Below are 20869 nucleotides of genomic sequence, written 5' to 3' on the forward strand. Positions count from 1 at the left end.
TTAATGACCCCAAACACTTAGCATTTGTTGTCATCATCCGAGCCTTGAATTATAGACAGATTTTTAGCGGTTTCGCAAACGCGCTACAACTTTTTCACGTCCGACCAATTCCAGCACGGCATCGACCGATGGCGTGTGGGCCGTGCCCACGGTCAAAACCCGTGCTGGCATGGCCAATTGCGGCATCTTCAAGCCCTGGCTGGCGAGCACCTGCTTGAAGGCGGCACTGATAGAGGCCTTGTCCCATTCACAGGCAGACAGGGCATCGGCCAGCGCATCCAGTGCAGGTGCGATGGCTTCGGTGACATGCTGCGCGCGCTCCGCCTCCACAGGCGCCACATCGCCATAGAAGACCTGGGCCCAGTGGGCGAGCGCCACCGTGGTGTCGCAACGGTCCTTGAACAAGGCACAGATGCGCACCAGGCGGCCGTCGGCCAGCGCATCGGCGGCAATGCCACGCTGCTGCAGCTGCGGCGCCACCAGGGCGGCCAGCGCATCGTCGGGCATGGCCTTGAGGTGCTGGGCATTCACCCAGCGCAGCTTGGCCTCGTCGAACTGGGCGGCGCTGCGGCCGAGGTGATCGAGGTTGAACCATTCGAGGAACTGGGCGCGCGAGAAGATTTCGTCGTCGCCATGGCTCCAGCCCAGGCGCGCCAGGTAGTTCACCATGGCGTCGGGCAGGTAGCCTTCGTCACGGTACTGCGTCACAGGCTTGGCGCCGTTGCGCTTGCTCATCTTCTCGCCCTGCTCGTTCAGCACGGTGGGCAGGTGGGCATACACCGGAGGCTCCTTGCCCAAGGCGCGGAAGATGTTGATCTGGCGCGGCGTGTTGTTCACATGGTCGTCGCCACGGATCACATGGGTGATGTCCATGTCGATGTCGTCCACCACCACGCAGAAGTTGTAGGTGGGCGTGCCATCGGGGCGCGCGATCACCAGGTCGTCCAGCTCGTCGTTGCGGATCTCGATGCGGCCCTTGACCTTGTCTTCCCACGCCACCACACCGCCCTGCGGGTTCTTGAAGCGCAGCACGGGCTGCACACCTGCAGGCACCGGCGGCAAGGTCTTGCCGTCTTCGGGGCGCCAGGTGCCGTCATAGCGGGGTTTTTCCTTGGCGGCCATCTGCTTTTCGCGCAGGACATCCAGCTCGGCCACGCTCATGTAGCAGGGGTACACATGGCCTGCGGCCTGCAGGTCGGCCAGCACCGCCTTGTAGCGGTCCATGCGCTGCATCTGGTAGAACGGACCTTCATCGTGGTCCAACCCCAGCCAGGCCATGCCCTCGATGATCACATCCACCGCCGCCTGGCTGGAGCGCTCCAGGTCGGTGTCTTCAATGCGCAGGATGAAGTCGCCGCCCGTGGCGCGCGCAAAGGCCCAGGGGTAGAGTGCCGAGCGGATGTTGCCCAGGTGGATGAAGCCCGTGGGGGACGGGGCGAACCGGGTACGCACGCGGCCCGCGCTGGAAGCAGTGGTTTCTGTCATATCAATACGGTCTGGCCCCTTTCGGGGCCAGTGTCAAGATTCGGTCAATCCGTCTATCCATCAATCCAATGGGCAGCGGGCGAGCAACCGCCGCGCCGTCCTCATCAAAGCGGTTTGGCCGCTGCGCTCACGCCTCTTGCGCGTTCGGCAGCGCGAGGCGGGAGGTGTCTTCTTCGCCCTCTTCCACGCCCACGCGCCCTTCGTTCAGGCGGGCAATGTCTTCTGCCGTGATGTCACCCGTGACATACACGCCGTCAAAACACGAGGCATCAAAGCCCGCGATGGACGCATTGAGCGATCCCACGGCCTTCTTCATGCCATCCACATCCTGGTAGATCAGGGCATCGCAGCCAATCGCCTGGCGAATCTCTTCCACCGTGCGGCCATGGGCCACCAGCTCGCTGCTGGTGGGCATGTCGATGCCGTACACGTTGGGGTAACGCACGGGTGGTGCAGCACTGGCCAGGTACACCTTGCGGGCACCAGCGTCGCGCGCCATCTGCACGATCTCGCGGCTGGTGGTGCCGCGCACGATGGAATCATCCACCAGCAGCACGTTGCGGCCCTTGAATTCGCTGCCAATCACGTTGAGCTTCTGGCGCACGGACTTCTTGCGCACGCCCTGCCCCGGCATGATGAAGGTGCGGCCCACATAGCGGTTCTTGACGAAGCCTTCGCGGTAGGGGATGCCCAGCAGGTGCGCCAGTTGCGTGGCACTAGGGCGGCTCGACTCGGGGATCGGGATGATCACATCGATCTCATTGGGCGGCACGGTAGAGACCACGCGCTTGGCCAGGGCCTCGCCCAGGTTCAGGCGCGCCTGGTACACCGAAATGCCGTCCAGCACCGAGTCGGGACGTGCAAGGTACACAAACTCGAAGATGCAAGGGTTGAGCTGCGGTTTCTCGGCGCACTGGCTGGCATGGACCTGGCCATCCAGCGTGATGAACACCGCTTCACCGGGGTCGATGTTGCGCTCAAACACATGGGACGTGCCCTCCAGCGCCACCGACTCGCTGCCCACCATCACCGTGCCATCCTGGCTACGGCCCAGCGCCAGCGGGCGGATGCCATGGGGGTCGCGGAACGCCAGCAGGCCATGGCCGGCAATCAGGGCGATCACGGCGTACGAGCCCTTGATGCGCTTGTGCACGGCGCGCACGGCAGCGAACACATCCTCGACCTGCAGCGGCACGCCCCGGGTGGAGCGCTCCAGCTCGTGCGCCAGCACGTTCAGCAGCACCTCGGAGTCGCTCTCGGTGTTGGTGTGGCGATGGTCCGTCTGGAACAGCTCGGTGCGCAGCTCGCGGGCATTGGTCAGGTTGCCGTTGTGCACCAGCACGAGGCCGAACGGCGCGTTCACATAGAACGGCTGGGCCTCTTCCTCGCTATAGGCATTGCCCGCCGTGGGGTAGCGCACCTGGCCCAGGCCCACATTGCCCGGCAGCGCCCGCATGTTGCGCGTGCGGAACACGTCGCGCACCATGCCCTTGGCCTTGTGCATGAAGAACTTGCGGCCCTGCTGGGTCACGATGCCCGCTGCGTCCTGGCCGCGGTGCTGCAGCAGCAGCAAGGCGTCATAGATGAGCTGATTGACGGGCGTTGCACTGACGACGCCGACGATTCCACACATAGTTGTTTTCCATCCGTTTGCGGGAACAGCCCCGCGGCAACCCCATGGCAGCGGCTTTTGGCCACTGCCCCATCGATATCAGGAAGGCAGATGCCTACCAAATTCTTCCGGCAACGCCGGTTTCAAGCCCCTGAGCACTTCCGCGAGCACCGGGGCCGCTTGCGACTCCTGCCACCAGGGCGCTTCGTGCAGCGAGGTCAACCCGGCCACCACGGCCACCGCCAGCAGCAGCACCAGGCCTCTCAGCACGCCAAAAACAGCCCCCAGCGTGCGGTCTGCCGGGCGCAGGCCAATGGCCTCAATCAGCTTCTTGGCCAGCCAGGTCACAAAACCACAGGCAAACACCGACGCCACGAACACCACGACAAAACCCGCCGCATAGCGCAGTGCCCCCGCCGACTCGCCAATCGGCAGCAGTGCCGCCATGTCTGCCGCAAACCACTGTGCGACAAAAAAGGACACCACCCAGCCCAGCAACGACAACACTTCAAACACCAGGCCACGCCAGGCACCGATCAGCATCGAAGCCAGCAGCACCGCGACAAAAATCCAATCCAGCGCAGCCATGAACGCAAAGCAACCGAAAAAGCCAGAGAGCCGGGCTGCGGGCTTACAGCGTCAGCACCGAGGCCGACAGCTCCAGCCCCTTGATGCGCGCCGCCGCCTTGTCAGCCTCTGCCCGGTTGGTGAAGGGCCCCACGCGCACCCGCGTGCGTTTTCCATCCTTGGTGTCCACCACCTGGGTATAGGTCTTGAGGCCAGCACGCTCCACCTTGGTGCGCGCTTCACGGGCCTTCTCGGCATCGGCAAACGCCCCCACCTGCACGATGAAACGGCTGTCTTCGGCATTGGCGCTGGCCACCGGCTCTGCGGCACGGCCTTCCAACAGGGCACGCGCACGCGCCGATTCATCAGGGCGTTGCACAGGCTTGGGCTCAGGTGCGGGGGCCGCAGGCGGCTTGGTCTCGTGCCTGGCTTCGGGCTTGGGCGCAGCCGCAGGGGCTGCTGCCGCCACCGTGGGCGCGGGCTTGGCCGGGGCCGCGCGCGGGCCTTGCACCAGCTCTTCCCCCTCCGTCAGCCCGTTGGCGGCCGCACTGCGCGTGGCTGCCGGGCGCTGCGCCGCAGGGGCGGGGTCCTGCTGCGCGGCAGGTGCCGCTGGCTTGGCCACGGGGGCCTCGGCCACAGGGGCGGGCACGACCAGCGGAGCCACCTTGTTGCGGTCAGGAATTTCGATGGGGATATCGACAGGGATGGGCCGGGGCTGGGTATCGAACAGCAAGGGGAATCCGATCACGCCCACCAGCACCAGCACGGCGGCACCAATCAGCCGGTGGCGGGCCCGGCGGCGCATCACCTCGACACTCTCGGCCTGCGGCGTGCGCGGGCGCTTGGACGGCTTTTCGGCCTGTTGCTGCTCACCCTGCCCGGGCCACCGAAACTTGAAAAATGCCATGGAGTAACGACCCGTGCGGACCTCAGAACCTGCCCTATTGGCCCAGATGTTTGGCCTGCAGGCGAGGTGTTCCGTTGATCAGCACACCGCCCACCGTGTAAAACGAGCCAAAGACCACGATTCTATCAGCGGGGTCTGCGGCGGCCACGGCGGCCTCCAGGGCCTGCATGGGGTCTGCGTGCAAGGTGGAGGTGACATCCCGGCGGCCGCCCGCCACCATGTGGACGGCATTCCATTTTTGCTGCAGCGTGGCAGCCGTCTCGGCGCGTGGGGTGGGCAGGTTGGTGAAATACCAGCGGTCCACCAGGGGCCCGACCTTGGCCAGCATGGGCCCCAGGTCCTTGTCGGCCATGGCGCCAAAGACCGCGTGCGTGGTGGGGAAGAACCCCATCGCATCCAGGTTGGCCGTGAGCGCCGCCACCGAATGGGGGTTGTGCGCTACGTCCAGCACCAAGGTTGGCTGGCCGGGCACGATCTGGAACCGGCCCGGCAGCTCCACCAGGGCCAGGCCATTGCGCACCGCCTGGGCGGTCACCGGCAGGCGGTCGCGCAGGGCCTCCAGCGCAGCCAGCACGCCCGAGGCATTGACGAGCTGGTTGGCCCCCCGCAGCGAGGGGTAGGCCAGCCCGGCGTAACGCCGCCCCCGGCCCGCCCAGCTCCACTGCTGCTTGTCGCCCGAGAAATTGAAGTCACGCCCAAAGCTCCACAGATCCGCACCGATCTCGCGGGCATGGTCCACCACGCTCTGGGGCGCCATGGGGTCGCTCACGACCACCGGCCGGCCGGTGCGCATGATGCCCGCCTTCTCACGGCCGATGCTTTCGCGGTCAGGCCCCAAAAACTCGGTGTGGTCGATGTCGATGCTGGTGATCACGGCGCAATCGGCATCGATGACATTGGTGGCATCAAGGCGGCCGCCCAATCCGACCTCCAGGATGGCCACGTCCAGCCGCGCATGGCTCATCAGCCGCAGGATGGCCAGGGTGGTGAACTCGAAGTAGGTCAGGGATACATCGTTGCCATTTTGGGTTCTGGCGCTTTCCACGGCATCGAAGTGCGCTATCAAATCAGAAGCAGATACGCTCTCACCGTGCACGCGGCAGCGCTCCTCAAAGTGCACCAGGTGGGGCGAGGTGTACACCCCCGTGCGGTAGCCCGCCTGCTGGGCCACCGCCTCCAGCATGGCGCAGGTGGAACCCTTGCCGTTGGTGCCCGCCACGGTGATCACCGGGCACTCGAAACGCAGCGCCATGCGGCGCGCCACCTCGCTGACCCGGTCCAGGCCCATGTCGATGTTGCGGGGATGCAGCTGCTCGCAGTGGCGCAGCCAGCCTTCCAGGGTGTGGGGTTTGGTTTGCATACAGCCCGGGATTGTCGCCGAGCCGCATTCCCCACGGGCTTTTCGAGGATGATGCGCGGCATGACCAACGCCCGCATCACCCTCTACGGCATTCCCAACTGCGATACCGTCAAAAAATCCCGCGCCTGGTTCTCGGAACAAGGCCTGGACTGCCAGTTCCACGACTTCAAGAAACAGGGCGTGCCCACCAGCCAGTTGCCCGGCTGGCTGAGCGCCGTGGGCTGGCAGAAACTGGTCAACCGCCAGGGCACCACCTGGCGCAAGCTGGATGCCGGTACGCAGGCGGCGGTCACGGACGACGCCAGCGCCAGCGCCCTCATGCAGGAGCACCCGAGCGTGATCAAGCGCCCCGTGGTCGAATGGCACAGCGCGGGCCATACCCAGGTGTCCGTGGGTTTTGCCCCCGACCAATGGCAAGCCTGGCGTGACACCCTCCCCAAAGGCTGATGCCCCCAGGATCCGGCTGACATTTGCCAGCCAATGCGGGAAAATCGCACAAATCTTTACGCAGATTTACGGCTTCCCAGCCCCGAATTGACGCCCCGAGCCTAAACTTTTCTTCCGTCTGGTGCGTTATGTACCGACCCGAAAGGAGTTTCTCCATGAAAAAGATCGTCATTTTTTCCGCCCTGGCCGCCGTCGCCGCCATGGCGAGTGCCCAAGAACAAGGCCGCGTGCTGTCGGCCACCCCCATCGTCCAGCAGGTGGGCATCCCCCAGCAGGTGTGCGGCAACGAAACCGTGTACAACGGCAACCGCACCACCGGTGGCGGCGCCGTTCTGGGGGCCATCGCCGGGGGTGCCGTAGGCAACTCCATCGGCAAGGGCAGCGGCCGGGCCGCCGCCACGGCCATTGGCGTGCTCGGCGGCGCCGTGATTGGCAACCAGATCGAGGGCAGTGGCCAGCCGCAGTACCAGAACGTGCAGCGCTGCAGCACCGAGACGTACTACGAAAACCGCACGGTGGGCTACAACGTGGTGTACGAATACGCTGGCCGCCAATACACCACACGCACCCAGAACGACCCCGGCCGCTGGATTCCTGTGAACGTGAACGTGCAGCCCGCTGGCCAGACCTACTCCACCCAGCCGGATCCGTATGCGCAGCAAGGCGTGTACAGCCAGCCCGGCGTGGTGACCTCCACCTACCCGGCGCAACCCGTCTACCAACAGCCCACCTATGTGACGCCGCCCGTGACGGTGATTGAGTATGGCTACGACAGGCCGTACTACCCCCCGCACCACCGCAACCCTTACTGGCGCTAAGCCGGCGCCTGGGGCAGCAAAGCCCCAAGCCTCGTGCCCCCAAAAAGAGCCCTTCGGGGCTCTTTTTCTTTGCGCCAGGGCCCCAAGCGCATGTTTCGTTGGGCCCGGCCGCCAGCGCCGCGCCACCCCTGCCCTAAAATCGCGGGTTTCCTCTAACCCCATCCTGCGCTATCCATGACCACCGAAAAAATCGACGGCGTGTCCGTCACCACCCAGGCCAATGTGTACTTTGACGGCAAGTGCGTGAGCCACGGCATCACCTTCTCCGATGGCACGAAGAAGTCGGTGGGCGTGGTACTGCCCGCAACGCTCACCTTCAACACCGGTGCGCCCGAGATCATGGAATGCGTGGCGGGCTCCTGCGAATACAAGCTGGCAGGCACCGACGCCTGGGTGAAATCGTCCGCAGGCGACAAATTCAGCGTGCCCGGCAACTCGAAGTTCGACATCCGGGTGACCGAGGCCTACCACTACATCTGCCACTTCGGCTGATCGCACCCCACACCGCAACGGACCCCGCACATGGCCACCATTCTCCAAAGCCTGCCCCTTGGGCAAAAAGTCGGCATCGCCTTCTCGGGCGGCCTCGATACCAGCGCCGCGCTGCACTGGATGAAGCTCAAGGGCGCCATGCCCTATGCCTACACCGCCAACCTGGGCCAGCCCGACGAGCCCGACTACGACGCCATCCCCAAGAAGGCGATGGAATACGGCGCAGAAAAAGCCCGCCTGGTGGACTGCCGCACGCAGCTGGCCCACGAAGGCATCGCCGCCCTGCAGGCAGGCGCCTTCCACATCAGCACCGGCGGCCTGACCTACTTCAACACCACCCCCCTGGGCCGGGCCGTGACCGGCACCATGCTGGTGGCAGCGATGAAGGACGACGACGTCAACATCTGGGGCGACGGCTCGACCTTCAAGGGCAACGACATCGAGCGCTTCTACCGCTACGGCCTGCTCACCAACCCATCGCTCAAGATCTACAAGCCCTGGTTGGACCAGCTGTTCATCGACGAACTGGGCGGCCGCGCCGAGATGTCGGCCTTCATGACGGCAGCTGGCTTTGGCTACAAGATGAGCGCCGAGAAGGCCTACAGCACCGACAGCAACATGCTGGGCGCCACGCACGAGGCCAAGGACCTGGAGTTTTTGAACAGCGGCATCCGCATCGTCAACCCCATCATGGGCGTGGCGTTCTGGAAGCCCGAAGTCGAAGTCAAGGCCGAAGAAGTGTCGGTGCGCTTTGAAGAAGGCCAGCCTGTCGCCCTGAACGGCGTGGAATTCAACGACCCGGTCGAGCTGATCCTCGAAGCCAACCGCATTGGCGGCCGCCACGGCCTGGGCATGAGCGACCAGATCGAAAACCGCATCATCGAAGCCAAGAGCCGCGGCATCTACGAAGCCCCGGGCCTGGCGCTGCTGCACATCGCCTACGAGCGCCTGGTGACCGGCATCCACAACGAGGACACCATCGAGCAGTACCGCCTGAACGGTCTAAAGCTGGGCCGCCTGCTGTACCAGGGCCGCTGGTTCGACCCGCAGGCCATCATGCTGCGCGAAACCGCCCAGCGCTGGGTGGCCCGCGCCGTGACCGGCACCGTGACGCTGGAACTGCGCCGTGGCAACGACTATTCGCTGCTGAACACCGAATCGCCCAACCTGACCTACGCGCCCGAGCGCCTGTCGATGGAAAAGGTGGAAGACGCGCCGTTCAGCCCGCTGGACCGCATCGGCCAGTTGACCATGCGCAACCTGGACATCTCGGACACGCGCGACAAGCTCGGCGTGTATGCCCGTGCAGGCCTGCTGTCACTGGGTGGCAATGCCGCCCTGGCGCAGCTCGAAAACGACCGCAAGTAAGTTGGGCGGAGTTTTGCCACTCAAAATAGTGGCAAAAATGAATCTAGCGCTCTTCCATCGTGCGCTAGTAGCTATCAAAAAATGAGTAAAGCCACCGATCCCGGTGGCTTTTTCTTTGCCCGTTCGGTGCCGCTGGTGGCCTGCAGAGGCTCGGGAGGGGCCTGGCGGGCCTACACCACCACGGGCTCGGGCTCCAGCCGGATGCCAAAACGCTCGTACACGCTGGTCTCTATGGCCTTGGCCAGCGTCATCACCTCGCCGCCCGTCACACTGTCGGCGCCCTGCCCCCGGTTCACCAGCACCAGGGCCTGCTTTTCATACACGCCGGCCTTGCCAATGGACTTGCCCTTCCAGCCGCAGGCGTCAATCAGCCAGCCCGCCGCCAGCTTGATGCTGCCGTCGGGCATGGGGTAGTGCACGATGCGCGGCTCGCGCGCGATGATGTCGGCGCACTGGTCGGGCGACACCGTGGGGTTCTTGAAGAAGCTGCCCGCGTTGCCCACCACGGCCGGGTCGGGCAGCTTGGTGCGGCGGATGTCGCAGATCCAGTCGAAGATCTGCTGGGCCGATGGCTGCAACACGCCCTCTTCCGCCATCCGGCGCTCCAGATCCAGATAGCCCAGCACCGGCTTCCAAGGTTTGGGCAGGCAAAAACGCACATGGGTGATCACAGCGCGCCCTTCCAGGCCCATGCCCCGGGGCAACCCGTCCGCACCGGGCGCATCCGAGGGCGCGTGCTTGAACACCGAATCCCGGTAGCCAAACCCGCACTGCGCGGCATCCAGCGTGAAGGTGCGGCCCGTGGCCAGGTCAATGGCGTCCAGGGATTCAAAGCGGTCCTGCAACTCCACACCATACGCACCAATGTTCTGCACGGGCGATGCGCCCACGGTGCCGGGGATCAGGGCCAAGTTCTCCAGCCCCGGGAAACCCTGCGCCAGCGTCCAGGCCACGCAGTCGTGCCAGACCTCGCCAGCGCCCGCCTCCACGATCCAGGCCTTGGGGGTTTCCGCCACCAGGCGCAGGCCCTTGATCTCCATCTTGAGCACCACGGGCTTCACGTCGCCGGTCAGGATGATGTTGCTGCCCCCACCCAGTACGAACTTGGGCGCAGATGCCAGCTCCGGGTGGGCCAGCACGGCCAGCACATCGGCGGCGGAATGCACGCGCACCAGCGTCTGCGCGCGTGCGGCGATGCCAAAGGTGTTGCAGGGCTGCAAAGGGGCGTTTTTCTCGACTACCATTGGCCCGATTGTCGCATTCGCCCTTTGGAAGGGCTGCAATTTGCCCCCTGTTTCCCCGAGATTGAGAACCACCATGCCATCTTTTGACACCGTCTGCGAAGCCAACCTGGTTGAAGTGAAAAACGCCGTGGAGAACACCGCCAAGGAAATCGCCACCCGCTTCGACTTCAAGGGCACCTCGGCCAGCATCGAGATCAAGGACAAGGACATCACCCTGATCGGCGACGCCGACTTCCAGCTCACCCAGATCGAGGACGTGCTGCGCAACAAGCTCACCAAGCGCAATGTGGACGTGCGCTTCCTGGACATGGGCGACGTCCAGAAAATGGGCGGCGACAAGGTCAAGCAGGTCATCAAGGTGCGCAACGGCATCGAGAGCGAGCTGGCCAAGAAGATCCAGAAGCTGCTCAAGGAGAGCAAGCTCAAGGTGCAAGGCGCCATCCAGGAGGACAAGGTGCGCGTGACCGGCGCCAAGCGCGACGACCTGCAAGCTGCCATGGCCCTGATCCGCAAGGACGTGACCGACGTGCCGCTGTCTTTCGACAACTTCCGCGATTGAGCCCACGCGCCCCGCAACAAACTCCCTTCGCTTTCCCCCCGCACCATGACCACGCCCCAGCGCCTGCAGCCCTTCGCCATGGCCGTTCTTTGCGGGCTTTTGCTGGCCCCCTGGAGCGCCGTGCATGCGCAGTCGGTTGCCCTGGCCGGCATGCTGGGCAGCAAGGCCCTGCTGGTGGTGGATGCCCACCCGCCCCGCGCGGTGGGCGCCGGGGATGAATACCAGGGCGTCAAGGTGATTGCCGTCACCAAGGAAGAAGCCACCGTCGAGGTCAAGGGGGCGCGGCGCACCCTGCGGCTGGGCGAAGCCCCGGTGAGCGTGGGCGGCCGCAGCAGCAGTGCCAGCGGCCGGCGCATCACGCTGACAGCCGACAGCCGCGGGCACTTCGTGAACAGTGGCACCATCAACGGACAGGTGATGCAGTACGTGGTCGACACCGGCGCATCCACCGTCGCCATCGGCCGCCCCGACGCAGACCGCATGGGGCTGAAATACCAGAACGGCCAGCCCGTGCGCATGAGCACGGCCAATGGCGTAGGACAAGGGTGGCGCATGCGCCTGGACTCGGTGCGCATCGGCGACGTGGAGGTGTTTGGCGTGGAAGCCATCGTCACCTCCCAGCCCATGCCCTATGTGCTGCTGGGCAACAGCTTTCTGAACGAGTTCCAGATGACCCGCACCAACGACCAGATGGTGCTGGAAAAACGCAACTGACACCCGGCACCCGCAATGTCCGCCCACCCCAGCGCCAGCCACCCGCACTCCGAAGGGGAATACGAGGACCTTCTGGGCCTTTGGTCGGACCTGGAGTCGGCGCTGTCGGTGTTGCTGGCCCGGCCCTTGCAGGTGCAGGATTTCCCCGGCAAGGTGCGGCAGTTCGACGCCTGGCTGCAGGATCTGGTGGCGCACGACATCGATGCGGCGCTGTACCTGATGTTCCAGCTGGCCGCCACTTCCACCGTGGGCTACAGCGCATCGCACGCACTGGTGTGCGGCACGCTGTGCCATATCATGGCGCACGAATTCAAGCTGCCCCAGCGGGAGCGGGACAGCCTCGTGCGCGCGGCACTCACAATGAACATCGGCATGACCGCGCTGCAGGACGAGCTGGCCGAGCAGCGCGAGCGGCCCACCGCCGCACAGCAGGAGGCCATCAAGAGCCATCCGGAAGAAAGCATGCTGCTGCTGGAGCGCCTGTTCATCAGCGATGCGCTCTGGCTGGATGTGGTGGGGCAACACCATGCCAGCATCACCGAGCGTGTGCCCCTGGCCAGCCAGGACCCGGTGGACCGGCTCACCCGCATCCTGGGCACCATCGACCGCTATGCGGCCATGATCAGCCCGCGCAAGTCACGCGCGGGCCGCAGCGCCACGGATTCGGTGCGCGCCATCGTGGGGCAGGAAGTGGAGCAGCGCGACGAGGTGAGCTACACCCTGGTACGGTCCATCGGCCTGTGCCCGCCCGGCACCTTTGTCCGGCTTGACAACGGCGACACCGCCATCGTGCTGCGCCGCAGCGACAAGGCCAACCACCCCCTGGTGGCGAGCCTGCTGGACCGCGCTGGCAACCACCACGCCCAGCCCAGCCTGCACCAGACATCCTCCGGCAAGCCCCGCATTCAGTCGGCCCTGGCGCGCTCGGCGGTGAGCCTGGAGCTCAACCACCGCACCATGGTGCGGCTGGGCTTGTATGCCGCCCAGCACAGCGCCGGGCTGCGGGGGCTGGTCACGGGGCCTGGGTCGCTCTGAATTCCAGGCGATCGCCCGGGCCGCGGGCAATCGGAATCATCGCCGGTGTTACTTGTGCGCTTTGCCCGACGACGCGGCAGCACCGGCCTCCGGCTTGTCCTTCTTGCTGCCCAGGCGCGACTCCTTGCCCGCCACCAGCCGCTGGATGTTCTCTTTGTGCCGCCAGGCCAGCAGCAGCGCCATCACCACCATCGAAACGGCAATCGTGCCCTCGGCATACCAGACCACGCCATCCACCAGCAGGTAGTACACCGGGGCAAACACGGCGGCCACCAGCGAGGCCAGCGACGAGTAGCGGAAGAAAAAGGCAATGATGACCCAGGTGAGTGCCGTGGCCAGGCCCAGCCAGCCGCTGATGCCCACCAGCACGCCCAGGGCCGTGGCCACGCCCTTGCCACCCTCAAAGCGAAAGAACACCGGCCACAGGTGTCCCAGGAAAGCCGCCAGCCCCACCAGGGCCACGGTGCCGTCTTCCAGACCATAGGGATGGCCAAACCACATCACCAGCGCCACGGGCAGCCAGCCTTTCATGGCATCCAGCAGCAATGTCACGATGGCCGCAGCCTTGGAGCCCGAGCGCAGCACATTGGTAGCGCCCGGGTTCTTGCTGCCATAGGTGCGCGGATCATTCAGGCCCATCACACGCGTCACGATGACGGCAAACGACAACGAGCCCAGCAGATAAGCAGCCACGGCGGCAAGAAGGGGATAAACAACGGCGGTCAAGGCAATTCCTCGGTGATCGAATCAGATGGATGCAGACAATCAAGCTGTCTGGTGGGCTTGGGTCTTGGTGCGGCGGCCTATTCTGCCAGCGCACATTGCACAGGCTTGGCCCCGAGCAGCTGCACGCACACCTGTGGGTCCAGCTGCACCAGGAACCCCCGGCGACCACCATTGATGGCAATGCGCGGCAACGCCAAAATGGTCTCTTCGATGTACACCGGCATGGCGCGCCGCGTACCAAAGGGCGAGGTGCCCCCCACCAGGTAGCCGCTGTGGCGGTTGGCCACCTCGGGTGCGCAGGGCTCGACCGACTTGGCGCCAATCTGGCGCGCGAGGTTCTTGGTGGATACCTTGCGGTTGCCATGCATCAGCACCAAGAGCGGCTTGGCGTCCTGGTCCTGCATGACCAGTGTCTTGACCACGGTGAACGGGTCCAGCCCCAGCACCTCGGCGCTGTGCATGGCGCCGCCGTGCTCCAGGTATTCGTAAGGGTGTTCAGTGAACGCCACCTTGTTCACCTTGAGCAACTGGGTGGCTTGGGTCTCGGAAACGTGTTCTTTCTTGGCCATGGTGCGGTTCGGGTAGGGCACCGATGGTATCCGTATCCAAATGTGAATGCGCCGAACAGTCCCCCAGGGGTTCAGAACAAGATATCCGGCGCCATGGCCGCCTTGCGGCGGCGCCCCACCTTGCGCTTGCCGTACTGCTCGATGGCCGCCACCAGCACCTGCGTGAACTGCTGCACCAGCGCGGACGGCACGCGGCCCTGCGCGGCCAGCACCTGCAGGCGACGCTGCTGCAGCTGGGCTTCATCAAACGGCCGGGCCGCGAGCAGGCCGGCCTCCACCCAGCGCGCCGCCGTGAGGTAGCTGGCCAGCACCACGTCCTGCCCGCCCAGCAGCGGCAACAGCGCCGACGAGAAATTGCTCTCCACCGCAGGCACATAGCGCAGGCCCTGCACCGCACAGCTCAGGTCGAACAGCTGCCGCCCGGTGGTATTGGCCGCACCCAGCAGCAGCGGGTAGCGCACCACGTCGGCCACACTCACACTGCGCTGGCGGGCCAGCGGATGCTGCGCCGGCATGATGGCGTAGATGGGGGCAATGGCCGAATGCAGCACCTGCAGGCCTTTCTCGGGCGCCACGCTGTACTTCAGCGCCAGGTCCACCTCGCCGCGCAGCACCAGGGCCGACACCTCCTGCGGCACGGCCACCTGCAGTTGCAGCTGCACCTGCGGATGGGCCTGGCGAAAACCCGCCATCACCAGCGGCATGAAGGCGGCCGCAAACCCCTCGGTGCAGGCCAGCCGCACCCGCAGCGCGCCCTGCGCCGACAGGTCCTGCAATTGCTCGACCAGCTCCAGTGCCTGCGCATCGTGCGCATTGGCGTGGGCCAGCAGCCGGGTGCCGGCCTCGGTCAGGGCCATGCCACGCGCCTGGCGCTCGAACAGCACCACGCCCAGGCTGTCCTCGAGCTTGCCCAGCTGCCGGCTCACGGCCGAAGCCGCTACATGCAGGCGCTGCGCCGCCTGGTTGACGGAGCCGGTGCGCGCCACCTCCAGAAAGTAGCGCAGGGGCAGGCTGAGCAGGGAAATGGGCATGGCGTATCGAATCACAAAAAGGCAATGGTCAGTTGCCAAATCTCTATTCAAAGCAATGGTAAACCAGCATCCATCTTGCATGGCTTGAGGCTCCAATTCACCCATGCCCTTGTGCGACAGCCTGCAGCCCTTGCGGCGGCGCCACCTGTTGCCAGGGCCTTACCACCGGAGTCCGCATGAAACGCCTTGTTCGAGCCTCGCTGTTGTCCGCTGCCCTGGCCACCCTCGCCAGCGCCAGCAGCCTTTCGTTTGCCCAGACGGCCGCACCGTCCGAAGCCTGGCCACAGCGCGCGGTGCGCCTGGTTGTCCCCTTCCCGCCCGGCGGCGGCACCGACGCCGTGGCCCGCGCCTTGGGCCAAAAGCTGTCCGCGCGCCTGGGCCAGCCCGTGGTCACCGACAACAAGCCCGGCGCCTCCACCATCATCGGCACAGAGAGCGTGGTGAAGGCCGAGCCCGACGGCTACACCCTGCTGGTGTCGGGCTCCAGCAGCTACACCGTCAATGCCGCCCTGCGCCCCAAGCTGCCCTATGACCCGCTCAAGGACCTGGCACCCGTGGCCATCGTGGCCCGCGCACCGCTGGTGATCGTGGTCAATGCCAACGCGCCCTACAAGGACCTGGCCGCGCTGCTGGCGGCGGCCAGGTCAGCGCCCAAAGCCATCAACTACGCCACGTTCGGCTCGGGTTCGGCCCCGCACCTGGTCGGTGCGCTGCTCGAACAGGCCGCCAACGTGCGCCTGCAGGACGTGCCCTACCGGGGCAGCGCGCAGGCCATGATGGGGCTGATCGGCGGCGAGATCCAGATGGCCATCGACACGGTGGCCAGCGCCGCGCCGCATGTGCGTTCGGGCAAATTGCGTGCACTGGCGATCGCCGGCAACGAGCGCGCCCGCGCCCTGCCCTCAGTGCCCACGGTGACAGAGCAAAAGCTGCCGGATGCCGCCTTCGATGGCTGGTATGCCGTGGCCGCCCCCGCACGCACACCCGCGCCCATCGTGGACAAGCTGCTCAAGGAAGTGGAGGCTGCGATGCGCGACCCCCATCTGCAGGAGCAGATCCGTGCCCAGGGCATGGAGCCCGTTTTTGTGGGCCCCAAAGCCATGCACGCCGCCATGGACACAGAAATCGGCCGCTACCGCGCGCTGGCCCACCGCGCCAAGATCGTGGTGGATTGACGAGTGCATCGATAACCAGCAAGGACCCGCACCATGAACCGCCAACAATTGATCGACAACGTTCAGCGCTACTTCGACGACGGCCAATTTGCCACCGACCTGCGCCGCCGCGTGGCCTGGCGCACCGAAAGCGACACCGGCAAGCTGCCGCCCGAGCTGCACACCTACCTCACCGACGAAATGCAGCCCTGGCTCACCCCCCTGGGCTTTGAGTGCCAGGTGTTCGACAACCCCTCGCCGCAGGGTGGCCCCTTCCTGATGGCCCGCCGCGTGGAAAACCCGACCCTGCCCACCGTGCTCACCTATGGCCATGGCGACGTGGTCAACGGCCAGGAGAGCCAGTGGCGCGAAGGCCTCTCACCCTGGGAGCTGACCATCGAGGGCGAGCGCTGGTATGGCCGGGGCACGGCCGACAACAAGGGCCAGCACACCGTGAGCCTGGCCGCCCTGGCCCACACCATCGAGGCCCGGGGCGGCCGCCTGGGCTACAACGTGACGCTGCTCATGGAAATGGGCGAGGAGGCCGGCTCTCCTGGCCTGGGTGCGTTCTGCGAGCAGCACCGTGATGCGCTGCAGGCCGACCTCTTCCTGGCCAGCGACGGCCCGCGCGTGAACGCGAGCCACCCCACCCTCTTCCTGGGTTCACGCGGTGCGATCAACTTTGCGCTCACCGTGCGCAGCCGCGACAAGGCCTACCACTCGGGCAACTGGGGCGGCGTGCTGGCCAACCCGGCCACCGTGCTCACCCACGCGCTGGCCACGCTGGTCGATGCCAATGGCCGCATCCTCGTCAAAGGCCTGCTGCCACCTGCGCTGCCCGACAAGCTGCGCACGGCCTTGAAAGACGTGGTGATCGGCGCAGGCGCCGACGACCCGGCGCTCACACCTGGCTGGGGCGAACCGGGCCTCACACCCGCCGAGCAACTGGTGGGCTGGAATACGCTGGAGGTGCTGGCGCTGGGCGCGGGCAATGCGCAGCGGCCAATCAACGCCATCCCTTCCCAGGCGGTGGCACATTGCCAGCTGCGCTTTGTGGTGGGCACCGATTGGCAGAACGTGCAAGCCACGCTGCGCGAGCACCTGGACGCACACGGCTTCAACCAGGTCGAGATCACCATGGGCATGCTTTGCGGCGCCACGCGCCTGGATTTGCACAACCCCTGGGTGGACTGGACCCTGGCCTCGCTGCAGGCCAGCGCGGGCCAGCCGGCCACGCTGCTGCCCAACCTGGCGGGCTCGCTGCCCAACGACATCTTTGCCGACCAGCTGGGCCTGCCCACACTGTGGGTGCCCCACTCGTACCCCGCCTGCGCCCAGCACGCGCCCAACGAACATTTGCTGGCGCCAGTGGCACGCGAAGGGCTGGCGGTGATGGCGGGGTTGTTCTGGGACCTGGGCGAGCCGCAAGGCACGCCGTGGCGGGAGGGAGCCTTAGCAGCACAAACTACAGCGGATGCCTGAACGGTAAGCAACAGCCGCCAAAACTGGCGCGGCCCAAGCGAGAGACACCAAGCAAGGGCCGCCCCGCAGCGATGGTGTCGTCCCCCCTCAGGGGGGGGAAGGCGCCGCAGGCGACTCAGGGGGGAGCACTCACAGAGCCGGATCGCGCAGCTCCCAGCGGATTGCATCGATTTCCTTGAGCAGCTCGGGCGACAGCGTGGTGCCCCAGGCGTTCAGGTCCTCGTCCAGCTGCGCCACCGAGGTCACGCCGATGATGGTGCTGGCCACCTGCCACTTGGTGTAGCAGAACGCCAGTGCCATCTGGGTCGGCGTGAGTCCGTTGTCGCGCGCCAGCTGGTTGTAGCGGCGCGAAGCAGCCAGCGCTTCGGGGCGGCCCCAGCGCTGCTTGCGCACCGATTCGTAGGCCGCGATGCGTGCGCCCTGCGGCGCGTTCGGGCCGGTGGTGCCGCTTGCGTCGTACTTGCCGGTCAGCAGGCCAAAGCCCAGAGGCGAATACGCGAGCAGCGACACGTTCAGGCGGTGGCAGGTCTCGTCCATGCCGTTCTCCCAGGTGCGGTTGATCAGGCAATAGGGGTTCTGCACCGTGGCCACGCGCGGCAGGCCATGCTGCTCGGCCAGGCGCACGAATTCATGCACGCCATAAGGGGTCTCGTTCGACAGGCCGATATAGCGCACCTTGCCCGCCTTCACCAGCCCGGCCAGCGCTTCGAGCTGCTCGTGGATGGGGGTCTGCGAGGTTTCCTTGGCGGGGTCGTAGTAGAGGCTGCCGAACGCGGGCACGTGGCGTTCGGGCCAGTGAATCTGGTAGAGGTCGATCACATCGGTCTGCAGGCGGCGCAGGCTGCCTTCGCAGGAGGCCACGATGTCGGTCGCCGTCATGCCCTTGCCTTCGCGCACCCAGGGCATGCCGCGTGAGGGGCCCGCCACCTTGGTGGCCACCACCAGCTTCTGGCGCGCGCCGGGGTTCTTGGCAAACCAGTTGCCGATGATGGTCTCGGTGGCGCCAAAGGTCTCGGCCTTGGCGGGCACCGAGTACATCTCGGCCGTGTCGATGAAATTCACGCCGCGCGCCAGAGAACGACTCAGGATGGCGTGGGAATCAGGTTCGCCCACCTGTTCGCCAAAGGTCATGGTGCCCAGGCAGATGGGGGTGACTTGCAGATCGCTCTGACCGAGCTGGATGGTTTTCATGGGGCTCTCCGAAGAAGCCCCGGAGTGTACAAAGCCCTTTCGCTTTCTGCAGGGCCTGACAACAAGCCCTGGTGCATTCAGCCCCTCAGCCCAGCCCCCAGGTGGCGCGCAGCACCGACAGCGTGGCCACGATGGCCGGGTCATGCTCTGCCGAGCGCGGATGGATAAAGCTCAGCAGCGCGCCCACCCGCGCATGCGGCCAGACCACCACCTCGTCCCGCTCGCCAGCGGGCACCGCCACGTCTTCGCGCAGCAAGGCCAGGCCCACGCCCGAACGCACCAGGGCCAGCGGCGCTGCGGTTTCATCGCATTCCACCACCTGGTGGGGCACCAGGCCCTGGCGGGCGAACATGTCCTTGAGCAGGGTCTGCGCGTGGTGCTGCACGGGCGCGCCAATCCACGGCATCGCGGCGATGTCGCGCCAGCCCGCGTGCAGGATCTGCTGGCGCATCGAGAACGGCCCGGCGATGCGGTAGTGCAGGGTCTGCAAGGCCAGCCCGGTCGCTTCGCGCGGTATGTGCGGGCCGATGTAGAAGGCGCCGTGCATGAGCCCGGCCGCGACCTGGTCGCGCAGCTCTTCGGCCAGCCCGCCGCGCGTCTTGATCTCCAGCAGCGGCAAGGCGCGCACCAGGCCGCTGAGCAGAGAGCCCAGGCGCAGCGAGTCGGGGTCGGCCACCGTGCCCAACAGCAGCGATCCCGTCACCTCGCCCTGCAGCTCGCGCGCGCGGCCCAGCAAGTGGCCTGCGGCGGTGAGCACCTGCTCGGCATCCACCATCAGCGCCTCGCCGGCGCGCGTGAGGCTGATGCGGCCCGGGCGCCGGTCGAACAGGGCCACACCCAGCTCTTCCTCCAGCGCCTTGATCTGCGCGGTGATGGCGGGCTGGGTGACATGCAGGGTCTCTGCCGTGCGCGTCACGTTGCCCAGCTTGGCTGCCGTAACAAAGGCGCGCAGTTGGTAGATTTCCATTCGCGTGCAGTATGCCGGTGGAATCAGCGGTCCAGATAGCGCAATTGCGTAGGCTCAATGCCCAAGCGCACCTGTGCACCGGGCTCGAACATCGCAATGCCCGCGTAGTGCGGCTGGTCGGCCACCATGGCGATCTCGCCCACGCGCACGCGGTAGCGCGAGAACTCGCCCAGGAACTCGGCGCTTTCGACCAGCCCATCCATCCACACGCGCGAGGCATCGCCGTGCTCGTCGCGCACGCGGATGCTGACCTGGTGCGGGCGAAAGGCAATGGCGTTGGGCCCTGGCGTGGGCGGCTCGGGCGGGCGCGGCAGCGTGAGGTTGCCCAGGCCCTTGACCTGGAAATTGAGGGTCTCTCCCCCAATCGCAGTCACCTGCCCTTCCAGCAGATTGGCCGTGCCCACGAAGCCCGCCACAAAGCGGTTCTGCGGAAAGTCGTAAAGCCCCGTGGCCGAGCCCACCTGCTGCAGGATGCCCTTGTCCAGCACGGCCATGCGGTCGGCCGTGGTCATGGCCTCTTCCTGGTCGTGCGTGACAAAGATGGTGGTCAGCCCCAGCTTGCGCTGCAGGTTCTTGAGCTCTTCGCGCATCTGCACGCGCAGCTGCTTGTCGAGGTTGGACAGCGGCTCATCGAGCAGCAGCAGCTTGGGCTCGATGACCACGGTGCGCGCCAGCGCCACGCGCTGCTGCTGACCACCCGAGAGCTGGGCCGGGCGGCGCTCGGCATAGGCCGACAGGCCCACCAGCTCCAGCGCCGCGCCCACCTTGCGGCGGATGGCGTCACGCGTTTCACGCCGCTCCACCAGGCCGAAGGCCACGTTGTCCCACACCGTCATGTGCGGCCACAGCGCGTAGTTCTGGAACACCATGCCCACGTTGCGCGCATGGGGCGGCACGGTGCTGATGTCCTGGCCGTCGATCAGCAGCTCGCCGTTCTGGTGGCGGTTGAAGCCCGCGATGAGGCGCAGCAGCGTGGACTTGCCCGAGCCTGAGGGGCCCAGCAGCGCGAAGAATTCACCCGGCTCGATGCGCAGGTTCACATCGCGCAGCACGGGGGTGGTGCCATAGCTCAGGCTGATATGGCGGCATTCGAGGGAGACTTTGTTCAGGTGCATGATTTCATCCTTTGATGCATGACTTA

The 20869-nt window shown here is 66.0% G+C and carries 21 protein-coding genes; 9 read left to right on the top strand and 12 right to left on the bottom strand.

All coding sequences use genetic code 11. From position 1 onward, the window contains the following. Window positions 1-63 precede the first annotated feature (63 nt). The 5 genes from gltX to folC form a co-directional block, all read right to left on the bottom strand. Window positions 64-1485 carry a glutamate--tRNA ligase gene (gene gltX, locus DBV10_RS18670; protein ID WP_124515101.1) on the bottom strand — a complete coding sequence of 474 codons (1422 nt, stop codon included), beginning with the start codon at window positions 1483-1485 and terminating at the stop codon, window positions 64-66. A 127-nt stretch (window positions 1486-1612) separates the two neighbouring features. Then, window positions 1613-3118, bottom strand: a complete 1506-nt coding sequence (purF, locus tag DBV10_RS18675; protein WP_124515102.1) for an amidophosphoribosyltransferase — start codon at window positions 3116-3118, stop codon at window positions 1613-1615. Window positions 3119-3196: 78 nt separating this feature from the next. Continuing rightward, on the bottom strand, window positions 3197-3685 hold the full coding sequence (locus DBV10_RS18680) for a CvpA family protein (RefSeq protein WP_124515103.1): 489 nt from the start codon (window positions 3683-3685) through the stop codon (window positions 3197-3199). A 43-nt stretch (window positions 3686-3728) separates the two neighbouring features. Further along, window positions 3729-4571 carry an SPOR domain-containing protein gene (locus DBV10_RS18685; protein ID WP_124515104.1) on the bottom strand — a complete coding sequence of 281 codons (843 nt, stop codon included), beginning with the start codon at window positions 4569-4571 and terminating at the stop codon, window positions 3729-3731. 34 nt (window positions 4572-4605) lie between these two features. Further along, complete coding sequence (gene folC / locus DBV10_RS18690; RefSeq protein ID WP_124515105.1) at window positions 4606-5931, bottom strand: bifunctional tetrahydrofolate synthase/dihydrofolate synthase; 1326 nt, start codon at window positions 5929-5931, stop codon at window positions 4606-4608. Between the two features lie 60 nt (window positions 5932-5991). Between folC and DBV10_RS18695 the strand changes: the two genes are divergently transcribed. The 4 genes from DBV10_RS18695 (at window position 5992) to argG (ending at window position 9056) form a co-directional block, all read left to right on the top strand. Then, entirely contained in the window at window positions 5992-6378 is a 387-nt protein-coding gene (locus DBV10_RS18695) for an ArsC family reductase (RefSeq protein ID WP_124515106.1), read from the top strand. 155 nt (window positions 6379-6533) lie between these two features. Then, window positions 6534-7196 carry a glycine zipper 2TM domain-containing protein gene (locus DBV10_RS18700; protein WP_124515107.1) on the top strand — a complete coding sequence of 221 codons (663 nt, stop codon included), beginning with the start codon at window positions 6534-6536 and terminating at the stop codon, window positions 7194-7196. A gap of 174 nt (window positions 7197-7370) precedes the next feature. After that, entirely contained in the window at window positions 7371-7688 is a 318-nt protein-coding gene (locus DBV10_RS18705) for a pyrimidine/purine nucleoside phosphorylase (protein WP_124515108.1), read from the top strand. A gap of 30 nt (window positions 7689-7718) precedes the next feature. After that, a complete protein-coding gene (gene argG / locus DBV10_RS18710; protein ID WP_124515109.1) occupies window positions 7719-9056 on the top strand; it encodes an argininosuccinate synthase in 1338 nt (445 codons plus the stop codon). Window positions 9057-9226: 170 nt separating this feature from the next. On the opposite strand, the gene murB is transcribed toward argG, so the two are convergent. Next, a complete protein-coding gene (gene murB / locus DBV10_RS18715) occupies window positions 9227-10300 on the bottom strand; it encodes a UDP-N-acetylmuramate dehydrogenase (RefSeq protein ID WP_124515110.1) in 1074 nt (357 codons plus the stop codon). Between the two features lie 73 nt (window positions 10301-10373). On the opposite strand from murB, the gene DBV10_RS18720 reads away from it, so the two are divergent. The 3 genes from DBV10_RS18720 to DBV10_RS18730 are packed head-to-tail and all read left to right on the top strand — an operon-like array spanning window position 10374 to window position 12608. Further along, a complete protein-coding gene (locus DBV10_RS18720; protein ID WP_124515111.1) occupies window positions 10374-10859 on the top strand; it encodes a YajQ family cyclic di-GMP-binding protein in 486 nt (161 codons plus the stop codon). A gap of 45 nt (window positions 10860-10904) precedes the next feature. Beyond that, window positions 10905-11573: a TIGR02281 family clan AA aspartic protease gene (locus DBV10_RS18725; protein WP_370451201.1), complete on the top strand. Its 669-nt coding sequence runs from the start codon at window positions 10905-10907 to the stop codon at window positions 11571-11573. A 15-nt stretch (window positions 11574-11588) separates the two neighbouring features. Continuing rightward, entirely contained in the window at window positions 11589-12608 is a 1020-nt protein-coding gene (locus tag DBV10_RS18730) for an HD-GYP domain-containing protein (protein ID WP_124515112.1), read from the top strand. 48 nt (window positions 12609-12656) lie between these two features. Here DBV10_RS18730 and plsY read toward each other — a convergent pair whose 3' ends face one another. The 3 genes from plsY to DBV10_RS18745 form a co-directional block, all read right to left on the bottom strand. After that, on the bottom strand, window positions 12657-13334 hold the full coding sequence (gene plsY / locus DBV10_RS18735) for a glycerol-3-phosphate 1-O-acyltransferase PlsY (RefSeq protein ID WP_124515113.1): 678 nt from the start codon (window positions 13332-13334) through the stop codon (window positions 12657-12659). A 77-nt stretch (window positions 13335-13411) separates the two neighbouring features. After that, window positions 13412-13903 (bottom strand): aminoacyl-tRNA deacylase, encoded by a 492-nt coding sequence (locus DBV10_RS18740; protein ID WP_124515114.1) that lies wholly within the window; start codon window positions 13901-13903, stop codon window positions 13412-13414. A 71-nt stretch (window positions 13904-13974) separates the two neighbouring features. Then, on the bottom strand, window positions 13975-14934 hold the full coding sequence (locus DBV10_RS18745; RefSeq protein ID WP_124515115.1) for a LysR family transcriptional regulator: 960 nt from the start codon (window positions 14932-14934) through the stop codon (window positions 13975-13977). A gap of 176 nt (window positions 14935-15110) precedes the next feature. On the opposite strand from DBV10_RS18745, the gene DBV10_RS18750 reads away from it, so the two are divergent. Continuing rightward, window positions 15111-16109 (top strand): tripartite tricarboxylate transporter substrate binding protein, encoded by a 999-nt coding sequence (locus DBV10_RS18750; protein WP_124515116.1) that lies wholly within the window; start codon window positions 15111-15113, stop codon window positions 16107-16109. Between the two features lie 33 nt (window positions 16110-16142). Beyond that, window positions 16143-17570: a M20 family metallopeptidase gene (locus DBV10_RS18755; protein ID WP_124515117.1), complete on the top strand. Its 1428-nt coding sequence runs from the start codon at window positions 16143-16145 to the stop codon at window positions 17568-17570. Between the two features lie 129 nt (window positions 17571-17699). Here the strand turns inward: DBV10_RS18755 and DBV10_RS18760 are convergent, their stop codons facing one another. From DBV10_RS18760 to DBV10_RS18770, 3 genes are all read right to left on the bottom strand, one after another. Continuing rightward, window positions 17700-18761, bottom strand: a complete 1062-nt coding sequence (locus DBV10_RS18760; protein ID WP_124515118.1) for an aldo/keto reductase — start codon at window positions 18759-18761, stop codon at window positions 17700-17702. An 85-nt stretch (window positions 18762-18846) separates the two neighbouring features. After that, a complete protein-coding gene (locus DBV10_RS18765) occupies window positions 18847-19728 on the bottom strand; it encodes a LysR family transcriptional regulator (protein ID WP_124515119.1) in 882 nt (293 codons plus the stop codon). 23 nt (window positions 19729-19751) lie between these two features. Further along, entirely contained in the window at window positions 19752-20837 is a 1086-nt protein-coding gene (locus tag DBV10_RS18770; protein ID WP_199740187.1) for an ABC transporter ATP-binding protein, read from the bottom strand. Between the last annotated feature and the right edge of the window lie 32 nt (window positions 20838-20869).

Origin of the sequence: Acidovorax sp. FJL06 (genome assembly GCF_003852545.1) — a bacterium.
In the GTDB taxonomy this organism is placed as follows: Bacteria; Pseudomonadota; Gammaproteobacteria; order Burkholderiales; family Burkholderiaceae_C; genus Acidovorax.